The organism is Aeromicrobium sp. A1-2 (assembly GCF_003443875.1).
Taxonomy (GTDB): domain Bacteria; phylum Actinomycetota; class Actinomycetes; order Propionibacteriales; family Nocardioidaceae; genus Aeromicrobium.
Genome location: NZ_CP027482.1, coordinates 2,612,015 through 2,631,521 on the forward strand (window position 1 = coordinate 2,612,015; position 19,507 = coordinate 2,631,521).

General features: G+C 68.2%; 22 protein-coding genes and 1 riboswitch. Of the genes, 1 reads left to right on the forward strand and 21 read right to left on the reverse strand.

Annotated elements, in window-relative coordinates:
• Positions 1 to 106 precede the first annotated feature (106 nt).
• From C6I20_RS12720 to C6I20_RS12750, 7 genes are all read right to left on the reverse strand, one after another.
• A complete protein-coding gene (locus C6I20_RS12720) occupies positions 107 to 496 on the reverse strand; it encodes a DUF779 domain-containing protein (protein ID WP_371682640.1) in 390 nt (129 codons plus the stop codon).
• 25 nt (positions 497 to 521) lie between these two features.
• Positions 522 to 2,045, reverse strand: coding sequence for an aldehyde dehydrogenase family protein (locus C6I20_RS12725; protein WP_118396406.1), 1,524 nt, complete (start codon positions 2,043 to 2,045; stop codon positions 522 to 524).
• A 79-nt stretch (positions 2,046 to 2,124) separates the two neighbouring features.
• On the reverse strand, positions 2,125 to 3,411 hold the full coding sequence (locus tag C6I20_RS12730; protein WP_118396408.1) for a GAF domain-containing protein: 1,287 nt from the start codon (positions 3,409 to 3,411) through the stop codon (positions 2,125 to 2,127).
• A 90-nt stretch (positions 3,412 to 3,501) separates the two neighbouring features.
• Positions 3,502 to 4,206 (reverse strand): hypothetical protein, encoded by a 705-nt coding sequence (locus tag C6I20_RS12735; protein WP_118396410.1) that lies wholly within the window; start codon positions 4,204 to 4,206, stop codon positions 3,502 to 3,504.
• 58 nt (positions 4,207 to 4,264) lie between these two features.
• The gene (locus C6I20_RS12740; protein WP_254052135.1) at positions 4,265 to 4,990 is read right to left on the reverse strand and encodes a hypothetical protein; all 726 of its coding nucleotides are present in this window, start codon (positions 4,988 to 4,990) and stop codon (positions 4,265 to 4,267) included.
• A gap of 37 nt (positions 4,991 to 5,027) precedes the next feature.
• Positions 5,028 to 5,846 (reverse strand): ABC transporter permease, encoded by an 819-nt coding sequence (locus tag C6I20_RS12745; protein ID WP_118396412.1) that lies wholly within the window; start codon positions 5,844 to 5,846, stop codon positions 5,028 to 5,030.
• Positions 5,843 to 6,769: an ATP-binding cassette domain-containing protein gene (locus C6I20_RS12750; RefSeq protein ID WP_216822888.1), complete on the reverse strand. Its 927-nt coding sequence runs from the start codon at positions 6,767 to 6,769 to the stop codon at positions 5,843 to 5,845. The genes C6I20_RS12745 and C6I20_RS12750 overlap by 4 nt, the downstream gene beginning before the upstream one ends.
• Positions 6,770 to 6,844: 75 nt before the next feature.
• Here C6I20_RS12750 and C6I20_RS12755 point away from each other — a divergent pair, with 75 nt between their 5' ends.
• The gene (locus C6I20_RS12755; RefSeq protein ID WP_118396414.1) at positions 6,845 to 7,690 is read left to right on the forward strand and encodes a tryptophan 2,3-dioxygenase; all 846 of its coding nucleotides are present in this window, start codon (positions 6,845 to 6,847) and stop codon (positions 7,688 to 7,690) included.
• Here the strand turns inward: C6I20_RS12755 and C6I20_RS12760 are convergent.
• From C6I20_RS12760 to C6I20_RS12825, 14 genes are all read right to left on the reverse strand, one after another.
• Positions 7,687 to 8,832 carry an XdhC/CoxI family protein gene (locus tag C6I20_RS12760; protein ID WP_118396416.1) on the reverse strand — a complete coding sequence of 382 codons (1,146 nt, stop codon included), beginning with the start codon at positions 8,830 to 8,832 and terminating at the stop codon, positions 7,687 to 7,689. The two genes, C6I20_RS12755 and C6I20_RS12760, sit on opposite strands and share 4 nt — an antisense overlap.
• Before the next feature lie 18 nt (positions 8,833 to 8,850).
• A complete protein-coding gene (locus C6I20_RS12765) occupies positions 8,851 to 9,426 on the reverse strand; it encodes an NTP transferase domain-containing protein (RefSeq protein WP_118396418.1) in 576 nt (191 codons plus the stop codon).
• 107 nt (positions 9,427 to 9,533) lie between these two features.
• Entirely contained in the window at positions 9,534 to 11,165 is a 1,632-nt protein-coding gene (gene groL, locus C6I20_RS12770; RefSeq protein ID WP_118396420.1) for a chaperonin GroEL, read from the reverse strand.
• A 272-nt stretch (positions 11,166 to 11,437) separates the two neighbouring features.
• Positions 11,438 to 12,670 (reverse strand): hypothetical protein, encoded by a 1,233-nt coding sequence (locus tag C6I20_RS12775; protein WP_118396422.1) that lies wholly within the window; start codon positions 12,668 to 12,670, stop codon positions 11,438 to 11,440.
• The gene (locus C6I20_RS12780; protein WP_118396424.1) at positions 12,667 to 13,083 is read right to left on the reverse strand and encodes a hypothetical protein; all 417 of its coding nucleotides are present in this window, start codon (positions 13,081 to 13,083) and stop codon (positions 12,667 to 12,669) included. The genes C6I20_RS12775 and C6I20_RS12780 overlap by 4 nt, the downstream gene beginning before the upstream one ends.
• Positions 13,080 to 13,259 carry a hypothetical protein gene (locus tag C6I20_RS12785; RefSeq protein WP_118396426.1) on the reverse strand — a complete coding sequence of 60 codons (180 nt, stop codon included), beginning with the start codon at positions 13,257 to 13,259 and terminating at the stop codon, positions 13,080 to 13,082. Before C6I20_RS12785 ends, C6I20_RS12780 begins: the two co-directional genes overlap by 4 nt.
• Positions 13,256 to 15,082 (reverse strand): hypothetical protein, encoded by a 1,827-nt coding sequence (locus C6I20_RS12790; protein WP_118396428.1) that lies wholly within the window; start codon positions 15,080 to 15,082, stop codon positions 13,256 to 13,258. The genes C6I20_RS12785 and C6I20_RS12790 overlap by 4 nt, the downstream gene beginning before the upstream one ends.
• Before the next feature lie 107 nt (positions 15,083 to 15,189).
• Positions 15,190 to 15,390: a cold-shock protein gene (locus C6I20_RS12795; protein ID WP_118396430.1), complete on the reverse strand. Its 201-nt coding sequence runs from the start codon at positions 15,388 to 15,390 to the stop codon at positions 15,190 to 15,192.
• Between the two features lie 225 nt (positions 15,391 to 15,615).
• Complete coding sequence (locus C6I20_RS12800; RefSeq protein ID WP_118396432.1) at positions 15,616 to 15,894, reverse strand: MoaD/ThiS family protein; 279 nt, start codon at positions 15,892 to 15,894, stop codon at positions 15,616 to 15,618.
• A gap of 25 nt (positions 15,895 to 15,919) precedes the next feature.
• Positions 15,920 to 17,155, reverse strand: coding sequence for a threonine synthase (thrC, locus tag C6I20_RS12805; RefSeq protein WP_305765022.1), 1,236 nt, complete (start codon positions 17,153 to 17,155; stop codon positions 15,920 to 15,922).
• Between the two features lie 58 nt (positions 17,156 to 17,213).
• Positions 17,214 to 17,326, reverse strand: a riboswitch (SAM riboswitch).
• An 85-nt stretch (positions 17,327 to 17,411) separates the two neighbouring features.
• Entirely contained in the window at positions 17,412 to 17,867 is a 456-nt protein-coding gene (locus C6I20_RS12810) for a hypothetical protein (RefSeq protein ID WP_118396436.1), read from the reverse strand.
• Complete coding sequence (gene otsB, locus C6I20_RS12815; protein WP_118396438.1) at positions 17,857 to 18,648, reverse strand: trehalose-phosphatase; 792 nt, start codon at positions 18,646 to 18,648, stop codon at positions 17,857 to 17,859. The genes C6I20_RS12810 and otsB overlap by 11 nt, the downstream gene beginning before the upstream one ends.
• 4 nt (positions 18,649 to 18,652) lie before the next feature.
• A complete protein-coding gene (locus C6I20_RS12820; protein ID WP_118396440.1) occupies positions 18,653 to 19,180 on the reverse strand; it encodes a LytR C-terminal domain-containing protein in 528 nt (175 codons plus the stop codon).
• An 8-nt stretch (positions 19,181 to 19,188) separates the two neighbouring features.
• On the reverse strand, positions 19,189 to 19,485 hold the full coding sequence (locus tag C6I20_RS12825; protein WP_118396442.1) for a DUF3263 domain-containing protein: 297 nt from the start codon (positions 19,483 to 19,485) through the stop codon (positions 19,189 to 19,191).
• Between the last annotated feature and the right edge of the window lie 22 nt (positions 19,486 to 19,507).

Below are 19,507 nucleotides of genomic sequence, written 5' to 3' on the forward strand. Positions count from 1 at the left end.
ACCGACAGTGACAGGGACGCCGGCAGCGCCGAGTCCTTCAGAGGTCAAGAGGGTCCACCCGCCCGGTCATGACGACAGTCGCTCCCCGAAGCTGCCGAGACCCGGCTCACGGGGCGGCGTACGTGCTCAGCTCTGCTGTCTCCTCCTCGGTGAAGATGCGCGACCGGATGATGAACCGGTTGCCGGTCGGCCCCTCGATCGAGAAGCCCGCTCCGCGACCCGGGACGACGTCGATCGTGATGTGCGTGTGCGACCAGTACGCGAACTGCTCGCGCGATATCCACACCGGCGCGACCTCGGTCGCTCCGTACTCCAGGTCGCCGAGATGCACGTCCTGGTGCCCGGTCATGAACGTGCCCTGCGTGAAGCACATCGGCGCGGAACCGTCACAGCACCCGCCGGACTGGTGGAACATCAGGGGCTGCGCGTGCGAGTCCCGCAGGCTGCGGAGGAGCTCCGCAGCCTGCGGGGTGATCGCGACGCGTTCCACCGTCACGCGTGCCTCAGGGTGTGGGCACCCATCAGAAGAAGCCCTGCTTGTTCTCGTTGTACGAGACCAGCAGGTTCTTGGTCTGCTGGTAGTGGTCGAGCATCATCTTGTGGTTTTCGCGACCGATGCCGGACGACTTGTAGCCACCGAAGGCCGCGTGAGCCGGGTAGTGGTGGTAGCAGTTGGTCCACACCCGACCGGCCTGGATGTCCCGACCGGCCTTGTACGCCGTGTTCGAGTCCCGCGACCAGACTCCGGCGCCAAGGCCGTAGAGCGTGTCGTTGGCGATGTCGATCGCCTCGGCATAGTCGTCGAAACCCGTGACCGAGACGACGGGGCCGAAGATCTCCTCCTGGAAGATCCGCATCTTGTTGTGGCCCTGGAAGATCGTCGGTGCGACGTAGTAGCCGCCCGACAGGTCTCCACCGAGGTCGGTGCGCTCGCCACCGGTGATGATCCGAGCGCCTTCCTGCACGCCGATCTCGAAGTAGGACAGGATCTTCTCGAGCTGGTCGTTGCTCGCCTGGGCGCCGATCATGGTGTCGGTGTCCAGCGGGTCGCCCTGCTTGATGGCCTTGACCCGCTCGGTCGCGGCGGGCAGGAACTGGTCGAGGATCGAGTTCTGGATCAGCCCGCGACTGGGGCAGGTGCAGACCTCGCCCTGATTGAGCGCGAACATCGTGAAGCCCTCGAGGGCCTTGTCGTAGAAAGCGTCATCCTTGCTCGCGACGTCCTCGAAGAAGATGTTCGGGCTCTTGCCACCAAGCTCGAGCGTCGCCGCAATGAGGTTCTGGCTCGCGTACTGGGCGATGAGCCGACCCGTCGTGGTCTCACCCGTGAAGGCGATCTTGCGGATCCGGCTGCTCGAGGCGAGTGGGGCGCCGGCCTCCACGCCGAAGCCGTTGACGACGTTCAGCACACCGGGGGGAAGGATGTCGGCGAGAAGCTCCATCAGCAGCATGATCGATGCCGGCGTCTGCTCGGCCGGCTTGAGCACGATCGCGTTGCCCGCGGCGAGCGCAGGAGCGAGCTTCCACGTCGCCATGAGCAGCGGGAAGTTCCACGGGATGATCTGGCCGACGACGCCGAGCGGCTCGTGGAAGTGGTACGCGACGGTCTGCTCGTCGAGCTGCGACAGCGAGCCCTCCTGGGCGCGGATCGCGCCGGCGAAGTAGCGGAAGTGGTCGACGACCAGCGGCAGGTCGGCGGCGAGGCACTCGCGCACCGGCTTGCCGTTGTCCCACGTCTCACCGACCGCGAGCATCTCGAGGTTCTGCTCGATGCGGTCGGCGATCTGGTTCAGGATGTTGGCGCGGTCGGCCACCGAGGTCTTGCCCCAGGCGGGCGCGGCGGCGTGGGCGGCGTCGAGCGCTGCCTCGATGTCCTCGGCCGTGCCGCGGGCGATCTCGCAGAAGACCTTGCCGTTGACCGGCGACGGGTTCTCGAAGTACTGACCCTTGACGGGGGCTACGTACTCTCCACCGATCCAGTGGTCATAGCGCGGCTTATAAGTGACCACGCTTCCTTCGGTTCCGGGCTGGGCGTACACACTCATGGGAACTCCTTCGACTTGGGTGGGACTTAAGTGACGCTAGTCACACCCCCGTTGCAAGGAAGTTGCGGCGGCCGGGAACCTAGCCGAGCTCGCGGTCCAGCCGGTCGACCTGAGCGACGACCTGAGCGTGGCGCGGCGACGAGGGTGGGAGGATCGCCAGGACCCGCTCCCAGATCTCGTAGTCGTCGCGCCCGTGGGCGGTGTCCGCGAACGACAGCAGCGCGTCGGCATCGTCGGAGGCGAGCAGGCACGATCGGACATACATGTGGATCCCGTCGCGCAGCTGCTCGACGCCCGGTGCGGACGATGACGGCAGGACCGGACCGCGGTAGTGCGCGACCGCGCTGCGCAGGCGCCCGGCCACCAGGTCCTCGCGCACCCGAGAGACGTCGGTCCCGATCGCGTTGAGCAGCCGATAGGGGCGCGAGGCGAGCTCGACCGGACCGAGCACGGTCCGCAGACGGGACAGCTCGGCCCTGACCGTGACCTGGGCCTGCTCGTCATCGCTCAGCGCGACGGCGAGCTCGGCGGTCGTCATGCCGTCGTCCGACTCGGTCAGCAGGAGCAGGATCTCGCTGTGCCGAAGACTCAGCCGGGTCGTCGTCGTGCCGTGCCGCAGCGTCGCGCCATGGCCCCCGAGGACGTCGAGCGACGGGATCGACCAGTCGCTGGAGGGCACCGACGTGGGGCGGGAGGGGCTGAGTCGCTCGATCCGTAGCTCGGCCTCGACAGCGGCGACCGTCGCACGCACCAGGGTCAGGCTCTGCGGAGTGGCCACCTCGGCGCCGCCGGTCAGGTCGAGCACGCCGAGGATCGCTCCGGTGTCGGGGTCGTGGATCGGGGCGGCCGAGCAGCTCCACGGCGTGACCTGCCGCGCCAGGTGCTCGGGCCCGAAGATCTGTACGGGCCGATCGAGCGCGAGAGCCGTGCCGGGGGCGTTGGTGCCGGCGCTCGCCTCGCTCCAGTCCGCTCCGGGGATGAAGTGCATGGCTTCGGCGCGGGTGCGTAGCGACGCGCTGCCCTCGACCCACAGGAGCTGACCCGCGGCATCGCTGACCGCGACGAGCAGTCCGGACTCTGCGGCGCTCTCGACCAGCAGCCTTCGAATGACCGGCATGCCGGCCGCCAACGGGTGGGAGTCGCGGATCGCGGCGAGCTGCTCGTCGTCAAGCCGGATCGGGGCCAACGACTGCTCGGGGTCGAGACCACCGGTCACGCTCCGCTGCCACGACTCCAGGACCAGTCGTCGCAGTCCAGGATCGGCGGTTCCCATGCTCACGAACTTGTCATGGGCCACGTTGAGGTGTCGCGACAGCGTCTCGGGATCGGCTCCCGGCGGCATCGCGAGATCGTTCCTGGTCCCCATGCCGCGAGTGTACGTCGGGTTGTGACGGGGGTCACGGTGAAACCAGGGGACGAGCGCAGCGGGCGCGTCCCGTTCAGCAGGGACGCTCCGTCAGCCGAGTCGCTCGAGGTAGTCGCCGAGGACCTCGCGGGCGAGCTTCTCGGCATGGCCGTCCGGTCGTCCCTCACGCAGGATCTCCACGGTGACCACGACCGCGTACGCCCCACTTCTCACCGATGCCTCGGACGCCACCCGGCCCTCGGTCTGGTCGTCGAACGTCAACGTGCCACGCCGGTTGCCGATCAGACCCGACCACTCGCCGAGGGTCAGTGTCTCGATCGTCCCGGTCCCTGCCAGCGCCGGCGAGACCCGCCCTTCGCCCCTCTCCTGCTCGATGTCGTACGACCCCTCGTACATTTCCTGCCCGGACCGAAACATCGCGATCGACTTCTTCGCAGCGGCATCGGTCTCGTGCTTCCAGGCGCTGACGAAGACGATGTCGTCGAGCAGCGTGTCCTTCTCAGCCCGCTCGACGTCCGCGGAGGAGGTCCCGGTCACCGGGGAGAGCTCCAAGAAGCGGCTGACCTGCTGCCCCTCCGACACTCGTGTGCCACATCGTTCGCTGCCGCCGTCGGGGCACGTCGTCGTGACAGCACGGGCACCGTCCACGTCATCAGCTGTCGGCAGTGCGGCCTTGAGCTCCTCCACCGTGTCGTCCCGCGCCGGGGCTGGCCCAGCCGAGCTGATCGGCTCTGACCCGCTGCAGGCAGTGAGGACCAGGACGACGAACAGCAGAACGACGGCGCGACGAATCACGGAACAACCTTTCCCGAGGATGAGAGGTCAGCATGCCAGAGGTGCGCGCGCCCGAAGATCACGGCAGGTCGTCGGGACTCCATCCGACGTCCTCACGGACGATCCGGGCCGGCGAGCCGGCTGCCACGGCGTTGGGGGGCACCTTCTGACCTCGCACCATGCTCCGCATCCCGACCACGGCACCGTCGCCGATCTCGGCGTGCCCCGTGACGACCGCGTCCCGGCACAGCCACACATGGCGGCCGAGCCGGATGTGCGCTCCGAAAGGATTGATCCGCTCCCCCGTGCGAGGGTCCTCGAGACGGTGCATGTCATCGGTGGCGATGTAGACGTTCGCGGCCCACAGCTGATCGGCCAGCGCCAGGATGCTCCCCCCGTTGCGGGCGTCGACGATCGCGCTGCGCGTCGCGACGACCGGACCGTGCAGCACGATGCTGGACTCGCCGCCGCAATAGATCTCGCCTGCTGTCATGGCGCAGCGACGGTCGAGGAAGACCGTGGCACCGTCGCCGCCGACGAGCAGCGACGACAACCAGTCCATGGGTGAGCCGACCGCGATCAGGACGTTGCGGAGGGGGAACGTCGTGAGGTCGGACAGCACGTGGTCGGGCAGCCGCGCCCCCTCGCCGAGGTAGAGCGCATTGCCCTGGTCGTGCCACCACTGCGGCAGCGGGTCGCGAACGCGCCGCCAGGTCAGGGCGTCGAGCGCGGAGGCCTCGGTCCCTGCGGCCCGAAGCCGGTCGCGGTGCAGCACGTGCATCGCGTCGTCGAGGGTGCCGTCCACCGCCGAATCATGGCACGTCCCGTCTGCGCAGCGACGTTCAGGCGTCCCGGCGCAGGAACAGGGCGTATGCCCCCGACAGCAGCGCGGTGACGAACACCAGCATCACGACACCTCCGCCGACCGCTCCGAACGGGACGACGCCGAAGAACTGCAGCAGGTCGCCGATCGACGCTCGTGTGTACATCTGACCTCCCGCGTCGTAGGGGAGGTACTTCAGGATCTGCACGAGCCCACCCGAGCCGAGCGGATCGTCCGACGCGGCCTTGATCGCCAGCACGATGGCCCGGACGATCTGCTCGACGAGCGACGGGATCAGCATCAGCAACGCGACGGCAGCGGTCTGGTTGCGGGTCAGCGCGGCGTACGCCAGACCCGAGAGCGTGAACAACGTCGTGAAGGCCACGGTGCCGATCGTCAGGTCGACGACCTCGCCGATCTCGGGGAGGTCGAGCCCGAACACGACGACGGACAGCAGCCCCATCGCGATGCACCCCAGCGCCGCCGCGGCGGCCACGAGCGCGGTCGACACGACCTTGGCGAAGAAGACGTGGCTGCGGTTGGGCACCGCCGTCAACGTCGCCCGGATCATGCCGTGGCGATACTCGTGACCCGCCGAGAACACGCCCAGCAGGCCCAGGACGTAGGCGATGAACAGCGGTGCGAGACCCGTCGAGGCGCCGATCGTCGCGACGATGTCGAAGGCGTCACCGGCACGTGGCGGGTTGGCCGCGACGGACATGCGCCACGCGATCAGCATGCTCATGACGAGCTGGAAGGTCAGCGCCAGGCCGATCAGCCAGTAGGTCGAGCGGATCGTCCGCAGCCGGACGTATTCATAGCGCAACGCGTCGATCATGCCTGGCCACCGTCCCCGCCCTGGGTGCCACGAAACTCCTCGGCGATCCCGGTCGCGGCGAGGAACGCCTCCTCCAGGGTCGCGTCGACCGTCGCCAGTCGGTGCAGCCGGGCACCGGCGTCGAACGCCGCGTCGCCGATCTGCTCGGCCGTCGCACCCTTGACGACCAGCAGCCCGTCGACCTGCTCGGTCGTCGCGCCGAGCGCGGTCAGCGCCGGGATCAGCAGCGCGCCGTCCGGTGTGCGCACCTGGACCGTCGTGAGCCCGCTGGCGGACACGAAGTCCGTGACCGGACCGTTGGACAGCATCTGGCCGCGGCCGATCACGACCAGCTCGTCGGCGAGCACCGCCATCTCCTGCAGCAGGTGACTCGACACCAGCACCGAGCGACCCTCGCCGGCGAGGTGCTTGAGCAGCGTCCGCAGCCAGGTGATTCCCTGCGGGTCGAGCCCGTTGCTGGGCTCGTCGAGGATCAGCGTGTGCGGGTCGCCCAGCAGGGCCGCGGCGATGCCGAGCCGCTGTCCCATGCCCAGGCTGAACTTGCCTGGCTTGCCGGACTGCACGCTGGTCAGCCCCACCATCTCGAGCACCACATCGACTCGTCGGTCGGGGATCCGGTTGGGAGCGGCCAACATGCGCAGGTGGTTGCGGGCGTGCCGGGTCGGGTGGAACGGCTTGGCCTCCAGCAGCGCGCCGACGTGGCGCATGGGCCGGTCCAGCTCCGCGAACGTCTTGCCGTCGAACGTCGTGACCCCGTCGCCCTTGTCGAGCCCCAGCATGAGCCTCATCGTGGTGGACTTGCCCGAGCCGTTGGGCCCGAGGAAGCCCGTCACGCTGCCCGGGTGGACCTCGAACGAGAGGTCATGGACTGCACGGGTGGATCCGAACGTCTTGCCCAGTCCGCGAGCCTCGATCAACGCCATGCCTCCACCCTGTCAGAGCCGACCCCGTCCTGCATCGGTGATGACCATGACGCCGCCACGGCATACCGTGCACACATGACTGAGTCATTCAGACCGATCGAGGACGGGGTCGCGACCGACCTGCGTGGCGAGATGACGTATGCGAGCTATTTGCACCTGGCGGAGCTTCTCTCGGCGCAGCAACCCGTGTCGGACCACCACGACGAGATGCTCTTCATCGTCCAGCACCAGGTCACCGAGCTGTGGCTCAAGCAGCTGACCCACGAGCTGCGCTCGGCGATTGCCCTGATCGCCGCCGACGACCTGCCGCCGGCGCTGAAGCGGCTGGCCCGGGTCAAGGCGATCCAACGGCAGATGTTCGAGCAGTGGGCCGTGCTCGAGACGTTGACGCCGATCGAATACGCGCAGTTCCGCGACTCGCTCGGCAAGGCCTCGGGCTTCCAGTCCCCGCAGTACCGCACCGTCGAATTCCTGCTCGGCAACAAGAACCCGCAGATGATCGCGGTGTTCGCCCACGACGAGATCCTGCGATCCGCTCTGCAGGCCGATCTCGAGGCACCCAGCCTGTACGACGAGTTTCTCCGCTATCTGGCGCGGCACGGCCACGAGGTGCCGGCCTCGGTGCTGGAGCGAGATGTCACGCAGCCGTACACCGCTGATCCCGGGGTGATCGAGGTGCTGCGCCGGATCTACGCCGATCCCGACACCTACTGGGCCGCCTACGAGATGTCCGAGGAGCTCGTCGACGTCGAGGGCAGCTTTCAGCTGTGGCGGTTCCGACACCTCAAGACCGTCGAGCGGATCATCGGCTTCAAGCGTGGGACCGGCGGCTCGTCGGGCGTCAGCTTCCTGCAGAAGGCCTTGGAGCTCACGTTCTTCCCCGAGCTGCTGGACGTGCGGACGCACATCGGCGCCCCCTAGCGCGGCCCGGGGTTGTGCTCGTGGTGGACCCCCCCCGCGGAGCGCGACAGCGGTTGGGCGCTGCCGCCCCAGCGTCGTGCGATGATCTCCGCCATGATCGACACGGCGGTCTCGGCGGGTGTGCGCCCACCCAGATCGAGACCGATCGGGCTGGCCAGCACCGACAGCTGCTCCTCGCTGAGCCCCGCCTCGCGGAGCCGGTCGAGCCGTTCGACATGCGTGCGCCGCGATCCCATCGCGCCGACGAACGCCGGCCGGTGGTCGCCGCCCAGTCGCAGCGCCACGTCCAGCACCGGCACGTCGAACTTGGGATCGTGGGTCAGGACGCAGATCACGGTGCGCCGATCGACGCGACCACCGGCAGCCTGCTCCGCGAGGTAGACGTGTGGCCACGCCACGACGACGTCATCGGCACCCGGGAACCTGGCCGCTGTCGCGAACACGCCCCGAGCGTCACACACCGTGACGTGGTAGCCGAGCAGTGCGCCCTGGTCCGCGACGGCAGCCGCGAAGTCGATCGCCCCGAACACGATCATGCGGGGTCGTTCCCGCAGGCTCGCGACGAACACTCGCATGCCGGTCTCCATGCGCTGGCCCTCCGGGCCGTACGTGAGTGTGCCGGTCGTGCCGACGTCGAGCAGCCCACGGGCATCGTCGATCACGGCAGCATCAGCCCGTTCCAGCCCGAGGCTGCCGACCACCGAGTCCGGGCGCACGACGATCCGTCGCCCGATCCACTCATCGGCCGGATGCTCCACGACCGTCGCGACGGCAACCGGCCGCCCGGCCTCGACGTCCGCGGCGATCCGTCCGAGCTCGGGATGAGTCGTGGCTGACACCGGCTCGACGAAGACCTCGATGGTCCCTCCGCACGTGAGCCCCACCGCGAAAGCCTGCTCGTCGCTGTATCCGAACCGCTCGAGCGCGGGCCGACTCCGCGTGATCACGGTCTGCGCGAGGTCGTAGACGGCGCCCTCGACACATCCTCCCGAGACCGACCCGTCCACCGTGCCGTCGGCGAGCACCACCATCGACGCACCCGCGGGCCGGGGCGCTGACTGCTCGGTGTGGATGACGGTCGCCAGCGCCACGACCTCGCCACGCCGCCACGAACCCAGCAGCTGCCCCAAGACCTCACGCACGGAAGCGGCGCCCAGTCATCATGAGCCGATGATAGGTCGGCGATGATCGACGTCCGCGCCGGTCCCGAGGTCCCGACAGTCGACCACGACAGGGCCATGCTGTTCGAGGTAGGCACGGGCGCCCTGGTCACCCGTGACGGACGCTGCGACAGCCGGCCAGTGTGCTCGACCGATCAGGACGGGATGCCCGTGACCCTGCCCGTAGTCCGCCCGGGCCAGCACCTCGGACGAGGCGACCGCGAGCAGTCGGCGGACCACCCGGGCGTCGACGTCAGGCAGATCCACCAGGTGCACGAGGGCGGCAACCGCCTCATCGTCGTCGATGGCGCGCAGGCCTGCCGCCAGCGACGCGGACATGCCATCGGCCCAGTCGGTCGCCCGGACCACCCAGACGGGCTCTGACTCGAGGGCGGTCTCGACCAGGTCCGCCGCCGCGCCGATCACCACGACCACGCGGTCGCAGCCCCCCGCCGCCAGCATCCGGGCCGCGGACACCACCCACGGCACACCGCCAGCGCCTTCCACGAGAGCCTTGGGCTGACCCATCCGTGTACCCGCACCGGCCGCGAGGAGCAGTCCCGTCACCTGAGTCACGCCACCAGTGTCGCGGTCGCCCGGCGAATCACGAAGGCCCCCGCCCGTTCACACGGTGGGGGCCTTCGCTGGGTCTGCTGGCGAGTTGCCTCGTCAACGCGGGGTGACTAGAACCCCATGCCGCCCATGTCACCCATGTCCGGGGCGCCTCCGCCGGCCTGAGCAGGCTCAGGCTTGTCGGCGACGACGGCCTCGGTGGTGAGGAACAGTGCCGCGATCGAAGCTGCGTTCTGCAGCGCCGAGCGCGTGACCTTGGCCGGGTCGATGATGCCCGCCGCGATCAGGTCGACGTACTCGCCGGTGGCCGCGTTGAGTCCGTGGCCCTCCGGGAGGTTGGCGACCTTCTCGGCGACGACTCCACCTTCGAGACCAGCGTTGATCGCGATCTGCTTCAGCGGGGCCGAAGCTGCGACGCGCACGATGTTGGCACCCGTCGCCTCGTCACCCGTGAGCTCGAGCTTCTCGAAGACCGCAGCAGCAGCCTGCACGAGTGCGACGCCACCACCGGCGACGATGCCCTCTTCGACGGCCGCCTTGGCGTTGCGGACGGCGTCCTCGATGCGGTGCTTGCGCTCCTTGAGCTCGACCTCGGTCGCTGCGCCGACCTTGATGACGGCGACGCCACCGGCGAGCTTCGCGAGACGCTCCTGGAGCTTCTCACGATCGTAGTCGGAGTCGCTGTTCTCGATCTCGGCCTTGATCTGCTTGACGCGACCCTGGATCTGCTCGTCCGAACCGCCGCCCTCGACGATCGTGGTCTCGTCCTTGGTCGTGACGACCTTGCGAGCCGTGCCGAGCAGTGTCAGGTCAGCGGTCTCCAGGCTGAGTCCGACTTCCTCGCTGATGACCTCGCCACCCGTGAGGATCGCGATGTCGGCCAGCATGGCCTTACGACGGTCGCCGAAGCCGGGCGCCTTGATGGCGACGGACTTGAAGGTGCCGCGCATCTTGTTGACGACCAGCGTGGCCAGAGCCTCGCCGTCGACGTCCTCGGCGATGATGACCAACGGCTTGCCGGCGGCCATGACCTTCTCCAGGACGGGGACCATGTCCTTCACGGAGCTGATCTTGGAGTTGACGATGAGGATGTAGGGATCCTCCAGCACCGTCTCCTGGCGCTCGGCGTCGGTCACGAAGTAGCCCGACAGGTGACCCTTGTCGAAGCGCATACCCTCGGTGAGCTCAAGGTCGATGCCGAACGTGTTCGACTCCTCGACCGTGATGACGCCTTCCTTGCCGACCTTGTCCATGGCCTCGGCGATGATCTCGCCGACCGTGGTGTCAGCAGCGGAGATCGAGGCGGTCGAAGCAATCTGCTCCTTGGTCTCGACGTCCTTGGCCATGCCGAGCAGCTGAGCGCTGATGGCCTCGACGGCGGCCTCGATGCCCTTCTTGAGGCCCATCGGGTTGGCGCCGGCCGCGACGTTGCGCAGGCCTTCGCGGACGAGGGCCTGAGCGAGGACCGTGGCGGTCGTGGTGCCGTCACCAGCGACGTCGTCGGTCTTCTTGGCGACCTCCTTGACGAGCTCGGCGCCGATCTTCTCGTAGGGATCCTCGAGCTCGATCTCCTTGGCGATGCTGACACCGTCGTTGGTGATCGTGGGGGCTCCCCACTTCTTCTCCAGGACGACGTTGCGACCCTTGGGGCCGAGCGTGACCTTCACGGCGTCAGCGAGCTGGTTCATTCCGCGCTCGAGGCCGCGACGGGCTTCCTCGTTGAAAGCAATGGTTTTTGCCATAAGTACTTTTCTCCGACTTGGTTGTCGAGTGGGTGATCAGGCGATGCCCGCGACGGACGGCTGCGGCGTGTGGCGAACCCTTCTCGCCGCAGCCCACAACCTCATCGGTCTGATCTGCTGTCTTAGCACTCTCATCATACGAGTGCTAATCAACGTCGCGCAATCAGGTGGACGGAATCGGTCCCATTGCGTACGCCATCCCGACAAGATGTGGGCACTTGTCGTGACTTCCAGAGGTCCGAAACGCCCGAAAGTGCCCACATCTGGCGGACTCAGACGGAGAAGAGGAGGAACAGGCCCGTGAACGTGTAGGCGACCATCAGGACCAGCATGGCCAGCTGCCCGCTGAGCCGGTGCTCCTTCGGCAACAGGGCCAGAGCCCGGTCGTGCGCGGCGATGACGGCGAGGACGTGGCCGACGACCACGAAGGTCACCTTGAGCGCGGCGAGCATCGAGGTGTGCTCGGACAGGACGTATGCCGTCGCCGGGTCACCCAACGGCGCCCACCCGCGGCCGAGCGGGTCGAGCAACGCGAAGAACGCGGTCTGCCCCTTCTCCATCAGGTAGGTCAGGTAGTGGGCGAAGACGTAGCCCACGACGATCGGCACCAGGGAGTGCGCAAGCCGGCCCGGCAGCGCTCGCCGCTCCCGCCCGCTGACGCCTCCCGTCGCCCGTCCGGCGAGGACGAACAGCGCAGCGACCACGACGCAGAAGGCCAGCAGGGTCACGGTGTGCTGCCAGGTTGCCAGCGTCCTGCTCTGCCAGAACGACGACGCCGAAAAGCTGTCGTACGCCGTCGAGCCCAGCAGCGTCGCAAGCACCGCGACGAGACCAGGCTCGACCGGGATCGACGGCAGACTTCGCAGCGGGTTGTGGAGGACCCAGCGACCGTCCCGTACGAACGGCGACAGCTTGGCGATGATCGCGCTGTAGACGTCGAACGGGTCGGCCCGGTCGAACCAGCGCTGACCGAACGCCACACCACCCAGGAGCATCATGGCGACGTAGCAGGCAACCCAGGCACGCACCGCGGCGATGCTGCCGGGGTCGGGCGAGGCGAGCTCGAGCCACACGAACGCGAACAGTCCGGCGACCGCGGGCCAGTAGCCGAGTCGCTCGGGATAGGCCCACAGCCCAGGCCACCGACCGGTCAGGCTCCGCCACGGGGACAGGCCGCGCCAGATGTGACCGGCGACGAGCGCCAACGGGACCAGCCCGACCCACACGAAGATGTAGAGCGCGCCGACCCCGCCGTTGCCCGAGTCCGACGGTCCCGCGAAGAGCGCCACCATGGCCCAACCGGTCAGCAGCAGCCCCACGATCGCGAGCCACCGCCGACGCGGTGGAGCTTCGCGAGGCGCCGGTTCACCGGCGAACTTCGGTTCCTTCCACGCCAGGGCCAGCACCGCGAACGAGATGGTCAGCGCCCATGAGGCGCCGACCATCGCGTAGAGGAAGGGGATCGGCAGGTCGGTCGACCCGCCGAGGCCGTGAGTGTGGATCACGGACGAACGACGAGCTGCACGATCGTGACGTCGAGGTGGTGGGCCTCGACCGCAACCTGTCCCGGGGTGTCGATCGTGAACGAGAACGACTCGTCGTCGCCGGCGGACACCTCGAACTCGTGTTCCGGGTCGGAGTGGACGTGGAGCTCCTCGTCGGCGTCACTCGTGACGTGGAGCGTGACCTTTTGACCCACCCGGACGTCGATCCGCTTGCCCTGTGGCGTGACGGCACCGCCCTTCAGCACGATGTCGACTGTCACTCCGGCATCGGTCGGGGCCGGCGACGGACTTGTGGAGGTCGGCGCCGCGGTCGACGTCGAACCGTCTTCCGCCGGCGCCTCGTCGGCGGAGCTCGAGCCACCACATCCTGCAAGCAGCAGGACGCAGGCGCACAGGGCTGACACGATCTTCACTCGTTCTCCTCGGTGTCGAAGGCGCGGTCGATGAGATCGCGCTCGGCTTGTTCTTCCCTGCGGTCCTTGCGCGCGATGTAGAGCACGACACCCACGACGACGACCGCCGGCACCAGGGCCGGAATCGCCAGAAGTGCCGCGTGGTGCGCGAGGAGCTGGTCTCCGGCCGGCGTCATGACGTCAGCGTAGGGGTCTGTTCGGACTCAGCGGCTTCATACTCCTCGATCTTGCGAGCAACCCGCGAGACGGCCACCGAGATGCCCAGGACGATCCCCAGGCTGCAGAGCAGGACGACCATGTTGGCCACGCCCCACATCCAGGCCGGGCCGTCACCGTTGCGCTCCCGCTGCAGGATGTCGATCTCGGGCACGAATTCCCGCGTGAAGGTCGCCGAGGCCGGGACCTCGCCGACGTCAAGCGGCGCGTCGGCGGGCAGGAAGATCGGCACGGCCGCGAGCGTCCGGCCGTCCTGCACGCGCAGCAGCGTCTTCCAGTTGCCGCCTACGGGGACCGGCTTGGTCGACTCCCAGGTGTTCTGGCCGGTACGTCGGAGACGATCGGTCACGACGCCTGCGCCGCCGCCCTGCCATGCGGTGATCTGGACCCAGGTGGGGTTGTCGTCGACCAGGTCGGCCGGAGTGACCGTGAGCTTGGCGGTGACCTCGGGGTTCGCTGCGGTGCCAACCTGGGTCAGCGCGAAGTCGGCCGAGGCGTTGCTGGGGACCGTCGCGTGCAGCCCGTTCGCGACGGCGAGCGCGGTCACGAGCACCGAGGCGGTCACGATGACCCGGCCGACGTTCTTGGCCGGCGGGCGACCCTGCAGTCCCAGTGCGAACAGCGCGCCGCACAGGCCTGCGGCGATTCCGACGGGCACGGACATCGCCAGGCCCTCGGCCCAGATGTCGCGCGGCCACGGGAACTGGAAGACCTCGTCGTTCCAGAGCTTCTCGATGACGCCACCGACGCTCGCGATCAGCAGACCGCCGACGGCACCGAACCACAGCGGCTTGTCCTTCAGCCTCGACAGGGCCAGCAGCTCGATCAGCACTGCGCTGCCGAGGTAGAGCGGGAAGACGTGGTGGGCCTGGCCCATGACGTCGGTGACGACGAAGGAGATGATCCCGCGCATCAGCAGGAAGAACACAACAGCGGCGATCGCGGCGCCGGGACCGACGTACAACCGCGCGGCGACGAGGGTCAGGCCCGCCGCAGCGGCGATCATCATCGGGGCGAACACCAGGCGGAACTGCGCGATGCCGAAGTCGAACTCGGCCTGGAAGACCGACAGCCCGATCAGCAGCGAGCCGAAGGCCGTCGAGACCATCACGGTGCGCAACCAGACCGGGACCTCCCGACCCTTCAGCCGCATCGCGATCTCGGCCTCACGATTGAGCAAGATGATGCCCGCCGTCGATAGTCCGGCACCACCGATCAGCATCAGGTGCGTCGGTCCCCACAGCGTGACGTCCTGGCCGAAGAGGCGGTGCCAGACGTCGTCGAGCGGGAAGCCGATCAGGGCGTACAGTCCGCAGGCGGCGATGAAGATGCCGCTGACGGGGGCGTACCAGTGCCGGGTGATGCGCACCGAGGCGATGCCGGGCTTCTCGCCGTCACGCGGATAGACGACCGCCGACATGCCCGCGATGAACAGCGCGAACAGGCCGTACAGGATCAGGTAGTGGGCCGGGTTGGCCAGCGGGCCAGCGTCCCGGCCACGTCCGGCGTGCAGGCTGACGTCCCACATGAAGCCCAGCAGCGCGACGATCAACGAGCTCGCGACGAACACCGTCGGGATCGTGGACCAGCCGGGCTCCCCCGTGCGGCGGCCCAGCGCGCTGCCGAGCCGGTCGAACCACTCGATGCGGTGGGTGCGGTGCGCCCATGCGATCACGAGCAGCACGCCCGTGACGAGCGTGGCGGCGATGGACAGACCGATGACCTGGCCGAGCTCTGCACCACCGACTGGGGCAGTGGCGGGGTCGGACGCGGAGATGAACATACCGGGAGTATGTCAGTGTCGATGTGACATGGCAAGTGTCATATACCTGGTGGGGTCGCCAGACATGAAAGAACCCGGTCCCCCCGGACCGGGTTCTTTCATTGGACTCAGTGCGCGATGACCTCGTGAGCCTCGCGACCCTTGGGCCCGTCGACCACCTCGAACTCGACCTTCTGGCCGTCCTCGAGAGTCTTGTAGCCGTCTGACGCGATCTTGGACCAGTGGACGAAGACGTCGTCCTGGCCCTCGACCTCGATGAAGCCGTAGCCCTTATCAGCGTTGAACCACTTGACGGTGCCTTGCACCATGCCGCCACTCCCACCTGTTACCCGACGAACCCCACCTGCCGAGGGGCTCATTCGCAGAGCCTACAAGGCTGCGCACCCACCGGCCACGGCCGGGCAAGCCCGGCCACCGCGTCACCCAGGCTCAGCACCCCCCGGCCACGGCCGGGCAAGCCCGGCCACCGCGTCACCCAGGCTCAGCACCCACCGGCCACGGCCGGGCAAGCCCGGCCACCGCGTCACCCAGGCTCAGCACCCACCGGCCACGGCCGGGATGATGGAGACCTGGGTTCCGGCCGGCGTAGCGGTGTCGAGTCCCTGCGCGAAGCGCACGTCCTCCTCGGCCACATAGATGTTGACGAAACGGCGCAGCTTGCCCTGCTCGTCGACGACTCGTGCCTTGATGCCGGGGAAGCTGCCCTCCAGCGAGTCGAGGACCTCGGCCAGCGTGCCACCGTCGGCGGCGACCTGTGACTGGTCGCCCGTGTAGGTGCGCAGGATCGTGGGGATTCGGACGTTGATGCTCACGGTGCTCCTTGAGATGTTCTGGGGATCAGACGATGCCGGAGGCGACGAAGGCCTCGTACGTGGGGGCGATGGTTGCTGCCGGGCCCACCAGGCCGGTGACCGCGTCGAGGGTCTTGAGGCCGTGTCCGGTGTTGATGACGACGGTCTCGAGCTCGGGGTCGAGCAGCCCGGTCTGGACCAGCTTCTTCAGCACGCCGACCGTGGTGCCGCCGGCCGTCTCGGTGAAGATCCCCTCGGTGCGGGCGAGCAGCACGATCGCCTCGCGCACCTCGTCGTCAGAGATGTCCGCGATGGCCCCACCGGTCTCGCGGCAGATGTCCAGGACGTACACGCCATCGGCCGGATTGCCGATCGCGAGCGACTTGGCGATCGTGTCGGGCCGGGTCGGCCGGACCACGTCCCATCCCTCGCGGAACGCCTCGGAGACCGGCGAGCAGCCGGTGGCCTGGGCACCGAACACGCGATAGGGCTTGTCATCGACCAGGCCGAGGGAGATGAGCTCCTGGAACGCCTTGTGGACCTTGGTGAGCTGAGAGCCCGATGCGACCGGGATGACGATCTGGTCGGGCAGGCGCCAGCCGAGCTGCTCGGCGATCTCGTACCCGAGCGTCTTGGAGCCCTCGGCATAGAACGGACGGACGTTGACGTTGACGAAGGCCCAGCCTTCCTCCTCGCCCGCGATCTCGCTGGCGAGCTTGTTGACATCGTCGTAGTTGCCGTCGACCGCCACGAGGTTCTCGGTGTAGACCGCGGAGTTGATCTGCTTCGGGGTCTCGAGGTCGCTGGGGATGAACACCACGGTCCTGATCCCCGCGCGCGCGCCAGCGGCAGCGACCGCATTGGCCAGGTTGCCGGTCGACGGACACGCGAAGACCGTGCTTCCGAACTCACGCGCAGCACTCAGCGCACACGCAACGACGCGGTCCTTGAACGAGTTGGTCGGGTTGGTGCTGTCGTCCTTGACCCAGAGCTTTGCCAGACCCAGCTCTGCGGCCAGGTTGTCCGCACGCAGCAGCCGGGTGTAGCCGGGCTCGAGGTTCGGGCTGAGCTCGATGTCGTCGGGGGCGGGGAGGAGCGCCTTGTAGCGCCAGATGTTGCTCGGCCCGGCTTCGATCTGCTCCCGGGTGATGACCGGAAAGTCATAGCGGATCTCAAGTGGCCCGAAGCACTCGTGACACACGTAGTGCGGGCCGAGCTCCTTGGTCGTGCCGCACTCGCGGCAGACGAGCTCAACGGCATTGCCGAAGGCGCCTTCGCGAATCGCGGGGCGGGTGGTTGTCGGTGCGACTTCTTGAGCAGTGACGGTCACGCGATCCTCCAGGTCATCTTTCCCGGATCGGCTGTCGCCCGGGACGGATTGAGCACCTGGTCGCTGACCGACTGGTTGCTGGGGTGTCGTAGGGCCGTATCCCTCTACCCCTCGTGATGAGTGACTCCAATGTAGGACGCGTCTCACGATGTGTCCACTCTGTCCACATGTTGGACGGGCCCGTCTCATTGGACGGCCAAGGGCCGCGTCAGTGGTGGCGGGAGAATCGCGTCGCCGGAGGCGGATAGTCGCCGTCCGCGAGGTTGGCCAGCCGCTCGAACGGGTTGTACGACGAGTGATCTCCCGCGATCGCGTACGAGATCCCGACACACAGGAAGTACAGCGGGAGCATCGCGACCCCGAGGACGAAGGCGTACTGGGTGCAGTGCCGGTCCTCGTGTCGCAGCAGCGCGGGCCGGTCGCGTAGGTGGTCGACATCGTGCTTGCTGGTGATGACGCTGCCGATCGTGAACGCGCCGGCGACCGGGAAACCGTAGCGATAGCCCGTGGCGAGGTACGTTCCACGGCCGCGGCCAACGATCGTCGCACCGCCGATCCGCGCGATCAGCAGCCCGAGCGGCGTGCTGAGGTTGAGCCAGTTGAGCACCGTCCGCACCCGAGTCCAGGGCGTGTGCGGCAGCACCGGAACCGACTCAGATCTCATCGGCCAGCTCTTCGAGCCAGCCCGCCACTGCATCCGGTCCGTCGAGGACCACGTCTGCCCGGGCCACGAGGGCATCCTGCTCGTTCGAGGCCGAGCAGATCAGGAGCCCCCGGACGCCGGACCCACGCAGGTCATCGACCGCGTCGAAGGCGGGCAGGTCGCCGAGGTCGTCGCCGGCGAAGATGACCTGGCGGGCGCCGACCTCGGCGACCAACGCGCGGACGACGTCCCCCTTGTCGGTGCCTGGCGCCCGCAGCTCGATGACCTGACGGCCGGGCTCCACCGCCAGGCCGAGTCCGGCGGCCAGCTCCGCGAGCGGCTCGGCGAGATCGTGGAGCACCTCAGGGTCGATGCCGCGGGTGTGTACCGCGATCGCGAGGCCCTTGTCCTCGATACGCACGTGGTGCGCTCCTCGCTGCTCCAGCCAGTCCGGCAGCGTCTCGGCGAGGCGGATGATCGCCTCGGAACGCTCGGGCTCGATCGTGACCCCGGTCGCCGCGTCCCACCGCTCGGCGCCGTACTGCCCGCAGATGATGAGCCGCTCCAGGCCCTCGACCCCGACGAATCCGCCGAGCTCCAGCGCCTGCCGCACAGGGCGACCCGTGACGATCGCAACCTGTCCCAGCACCCGGCCGAGGTGCGCGAGAGCAGCGACCGAGCTCGCATGGGCGTAGGCCTGGGTCGGATCGTCGACGATGTGGGCCAGAGTGCCGTCAAAGTCCAGAGCGAGCAGGGTGCCGCGGGGATCGGAGATCACAGCGGCGCGGGTGGTTCCGGACATCTTCCTATTGTTGCGGGCCGGACAAGATGACCGTCAAGCGGTCCGTCCGCATCGGCGACACGCTCGGCAGGATCCGGTCGATGCCGACGTCATCGCCGAGCCGCCGCCCCTGCTCGGCGAGTGCCGGCGGGTAGTAGACCGTGTTGCTGGAGATCGCGCCTCGCCAGTTGCCGATCCCGACGACATTCCAGCCGGCCTTGCGCACCGTGACGGCGAATGTGTCGGCGAGACCGCCGATCGTGGTGTTGTTGAGCACCGACACCGGCGCCGTGCGGTCGATCACGGGTTCGGTGGTCTCAGCAGGTGCCGGGGTCGTCGCTGGCGCGGCCGAGGCAGTCTCGGTGGCTGTCGGCACAGGGGTCGTCGCTGTCGTGGCAATCGGCGCGGGGTCGGCGCTCGTCGAGTCCTCGTCCTGGTCGACAAGCAGCCAACCGAGCCAGCCTGCCGCTCCGACGCACAGCAGCACGGTCAGGACGATGAACCAGCTGGCGGGCACGTACGCCTTGCGGCTCGGGGTCCGGCGATGATCCATCTGGACCTTCAGAGGTCGATGCCGAGACGCCTGGCCGAGCGGCTGCGCTGGCGTTGGGCTCGCAATCGACGAAGGCGCTTGACCAGCAACGGATCGAAGGCGAGGGCATCCTCACGATCGATCAACGCGTTGAGCACCTGGTAGTAGCGGGTCGCCGACATGTCGAACTTGTCGCGGATCGCCTGCTCCTTGGCGCCGGCGTACTGCCACCACAGGCGCTCGAGGGCCAGGATCTCGCGATCGCGATCAGACAGCGTCTCGACGGCGGCCGGACTTCCGGCGTTCGACTTCTCCACGGCGCTCATGCCCTGATCCTAGAACACGAAC

Bases quoted from the DNA above. Each gene is read 5' to 3' on its own strand.
- C6I20_RS12795 (WP_118396430.1), bottom strand. From the start codon at position 15,390: ATGGTGCAAGGCACCGTCAAGTGGTTCAACGCTGATAAGGGCTACGGC.
- C6I20_RS12810 (WP_118396436.1), bottom strand. From the start codon at position 17,867: ATGAGATCTGAGTCGGTTCCGGTGCTGCCGCACACGCCCTGGACTCGG.
- otsB (WP_118396438.1), bottom strand. From the start codon at position 18,648: ATGTCCGGAACCACCCGCGCCGCTGTGATCTCCGATCCCCGCGGCACC.
- C6I20_RS12745 (WP_118396412.1), bottom strand. From the start codon at position 5,846: ATGATCGACGCGTTGCGCTATGAATACGTCCGGCTGCGGACGATCCGC.
- groL (WP_118396420.1), bottom strand. From the start codon at position 11,165: ATGGCAAAAACCATTGCTTTCAACGAGGAAGCCCGTCGCGGCCTCGAG.
- C6I20_RS12750 (WP_216822888.1), bottom strand. From the start codon at position 6,769: ATGGCGTTGATCGAGGCTCGCGGACTGGGCAAGACGTTCGGATCCACC.
- C6I20_RS12755 (WP_118396414.1), top strand. From the start codon at position 6,845: ATGACTGAGTCATTCAGACCGATCGAGGACGGGGTCGCGACCGACCTG.
- C6I20_RS12785 (WP_118396426.1), bottom strand. From the start codon at position 13,259: ATGACGCCGGCCGGAGACCAGCTCCTCGCGCACCACGCGGCACTTCTG.
- C6I20_RS12725 (WP_118396406.1), bottom strand. From the start codon at position 2,045: ATGAGTGTGTACGCCCAGCCCGGAACCGAAGGAAGCGTGGTCACTTAT.
- C6I20_RS12825 (WP_118396442.1), bottom strand. From the start codon at position 19,485: ATGAGCGCCGTGGAGAAGTCGAACGCCGGAAGTCCGGCCGCCGTCGAG.
- C6I20_RS12790 (WP_118396428.1), bottom strand. From the start codon at position 15,082: ATGTTCATCTCCGCGTCCGACCCCGCCACTGCCCCAGTCGGTGGTGCA.
- C6I20_RS12730 (WP_118396408.1), bottom strand. From the start codon at position 3,411: ATGGGGACCAGGAACGATCTCGCGATGCCGCCGGGAGCCGATCCCGAG.
- C6I20_RS12820 (WP_118396440.1), bottom strand. From the start codon at position 19,180: ATGGATCATCGCCGGACCCCGAGCCGCAAGGCGTACGTGCCCGCCAGC.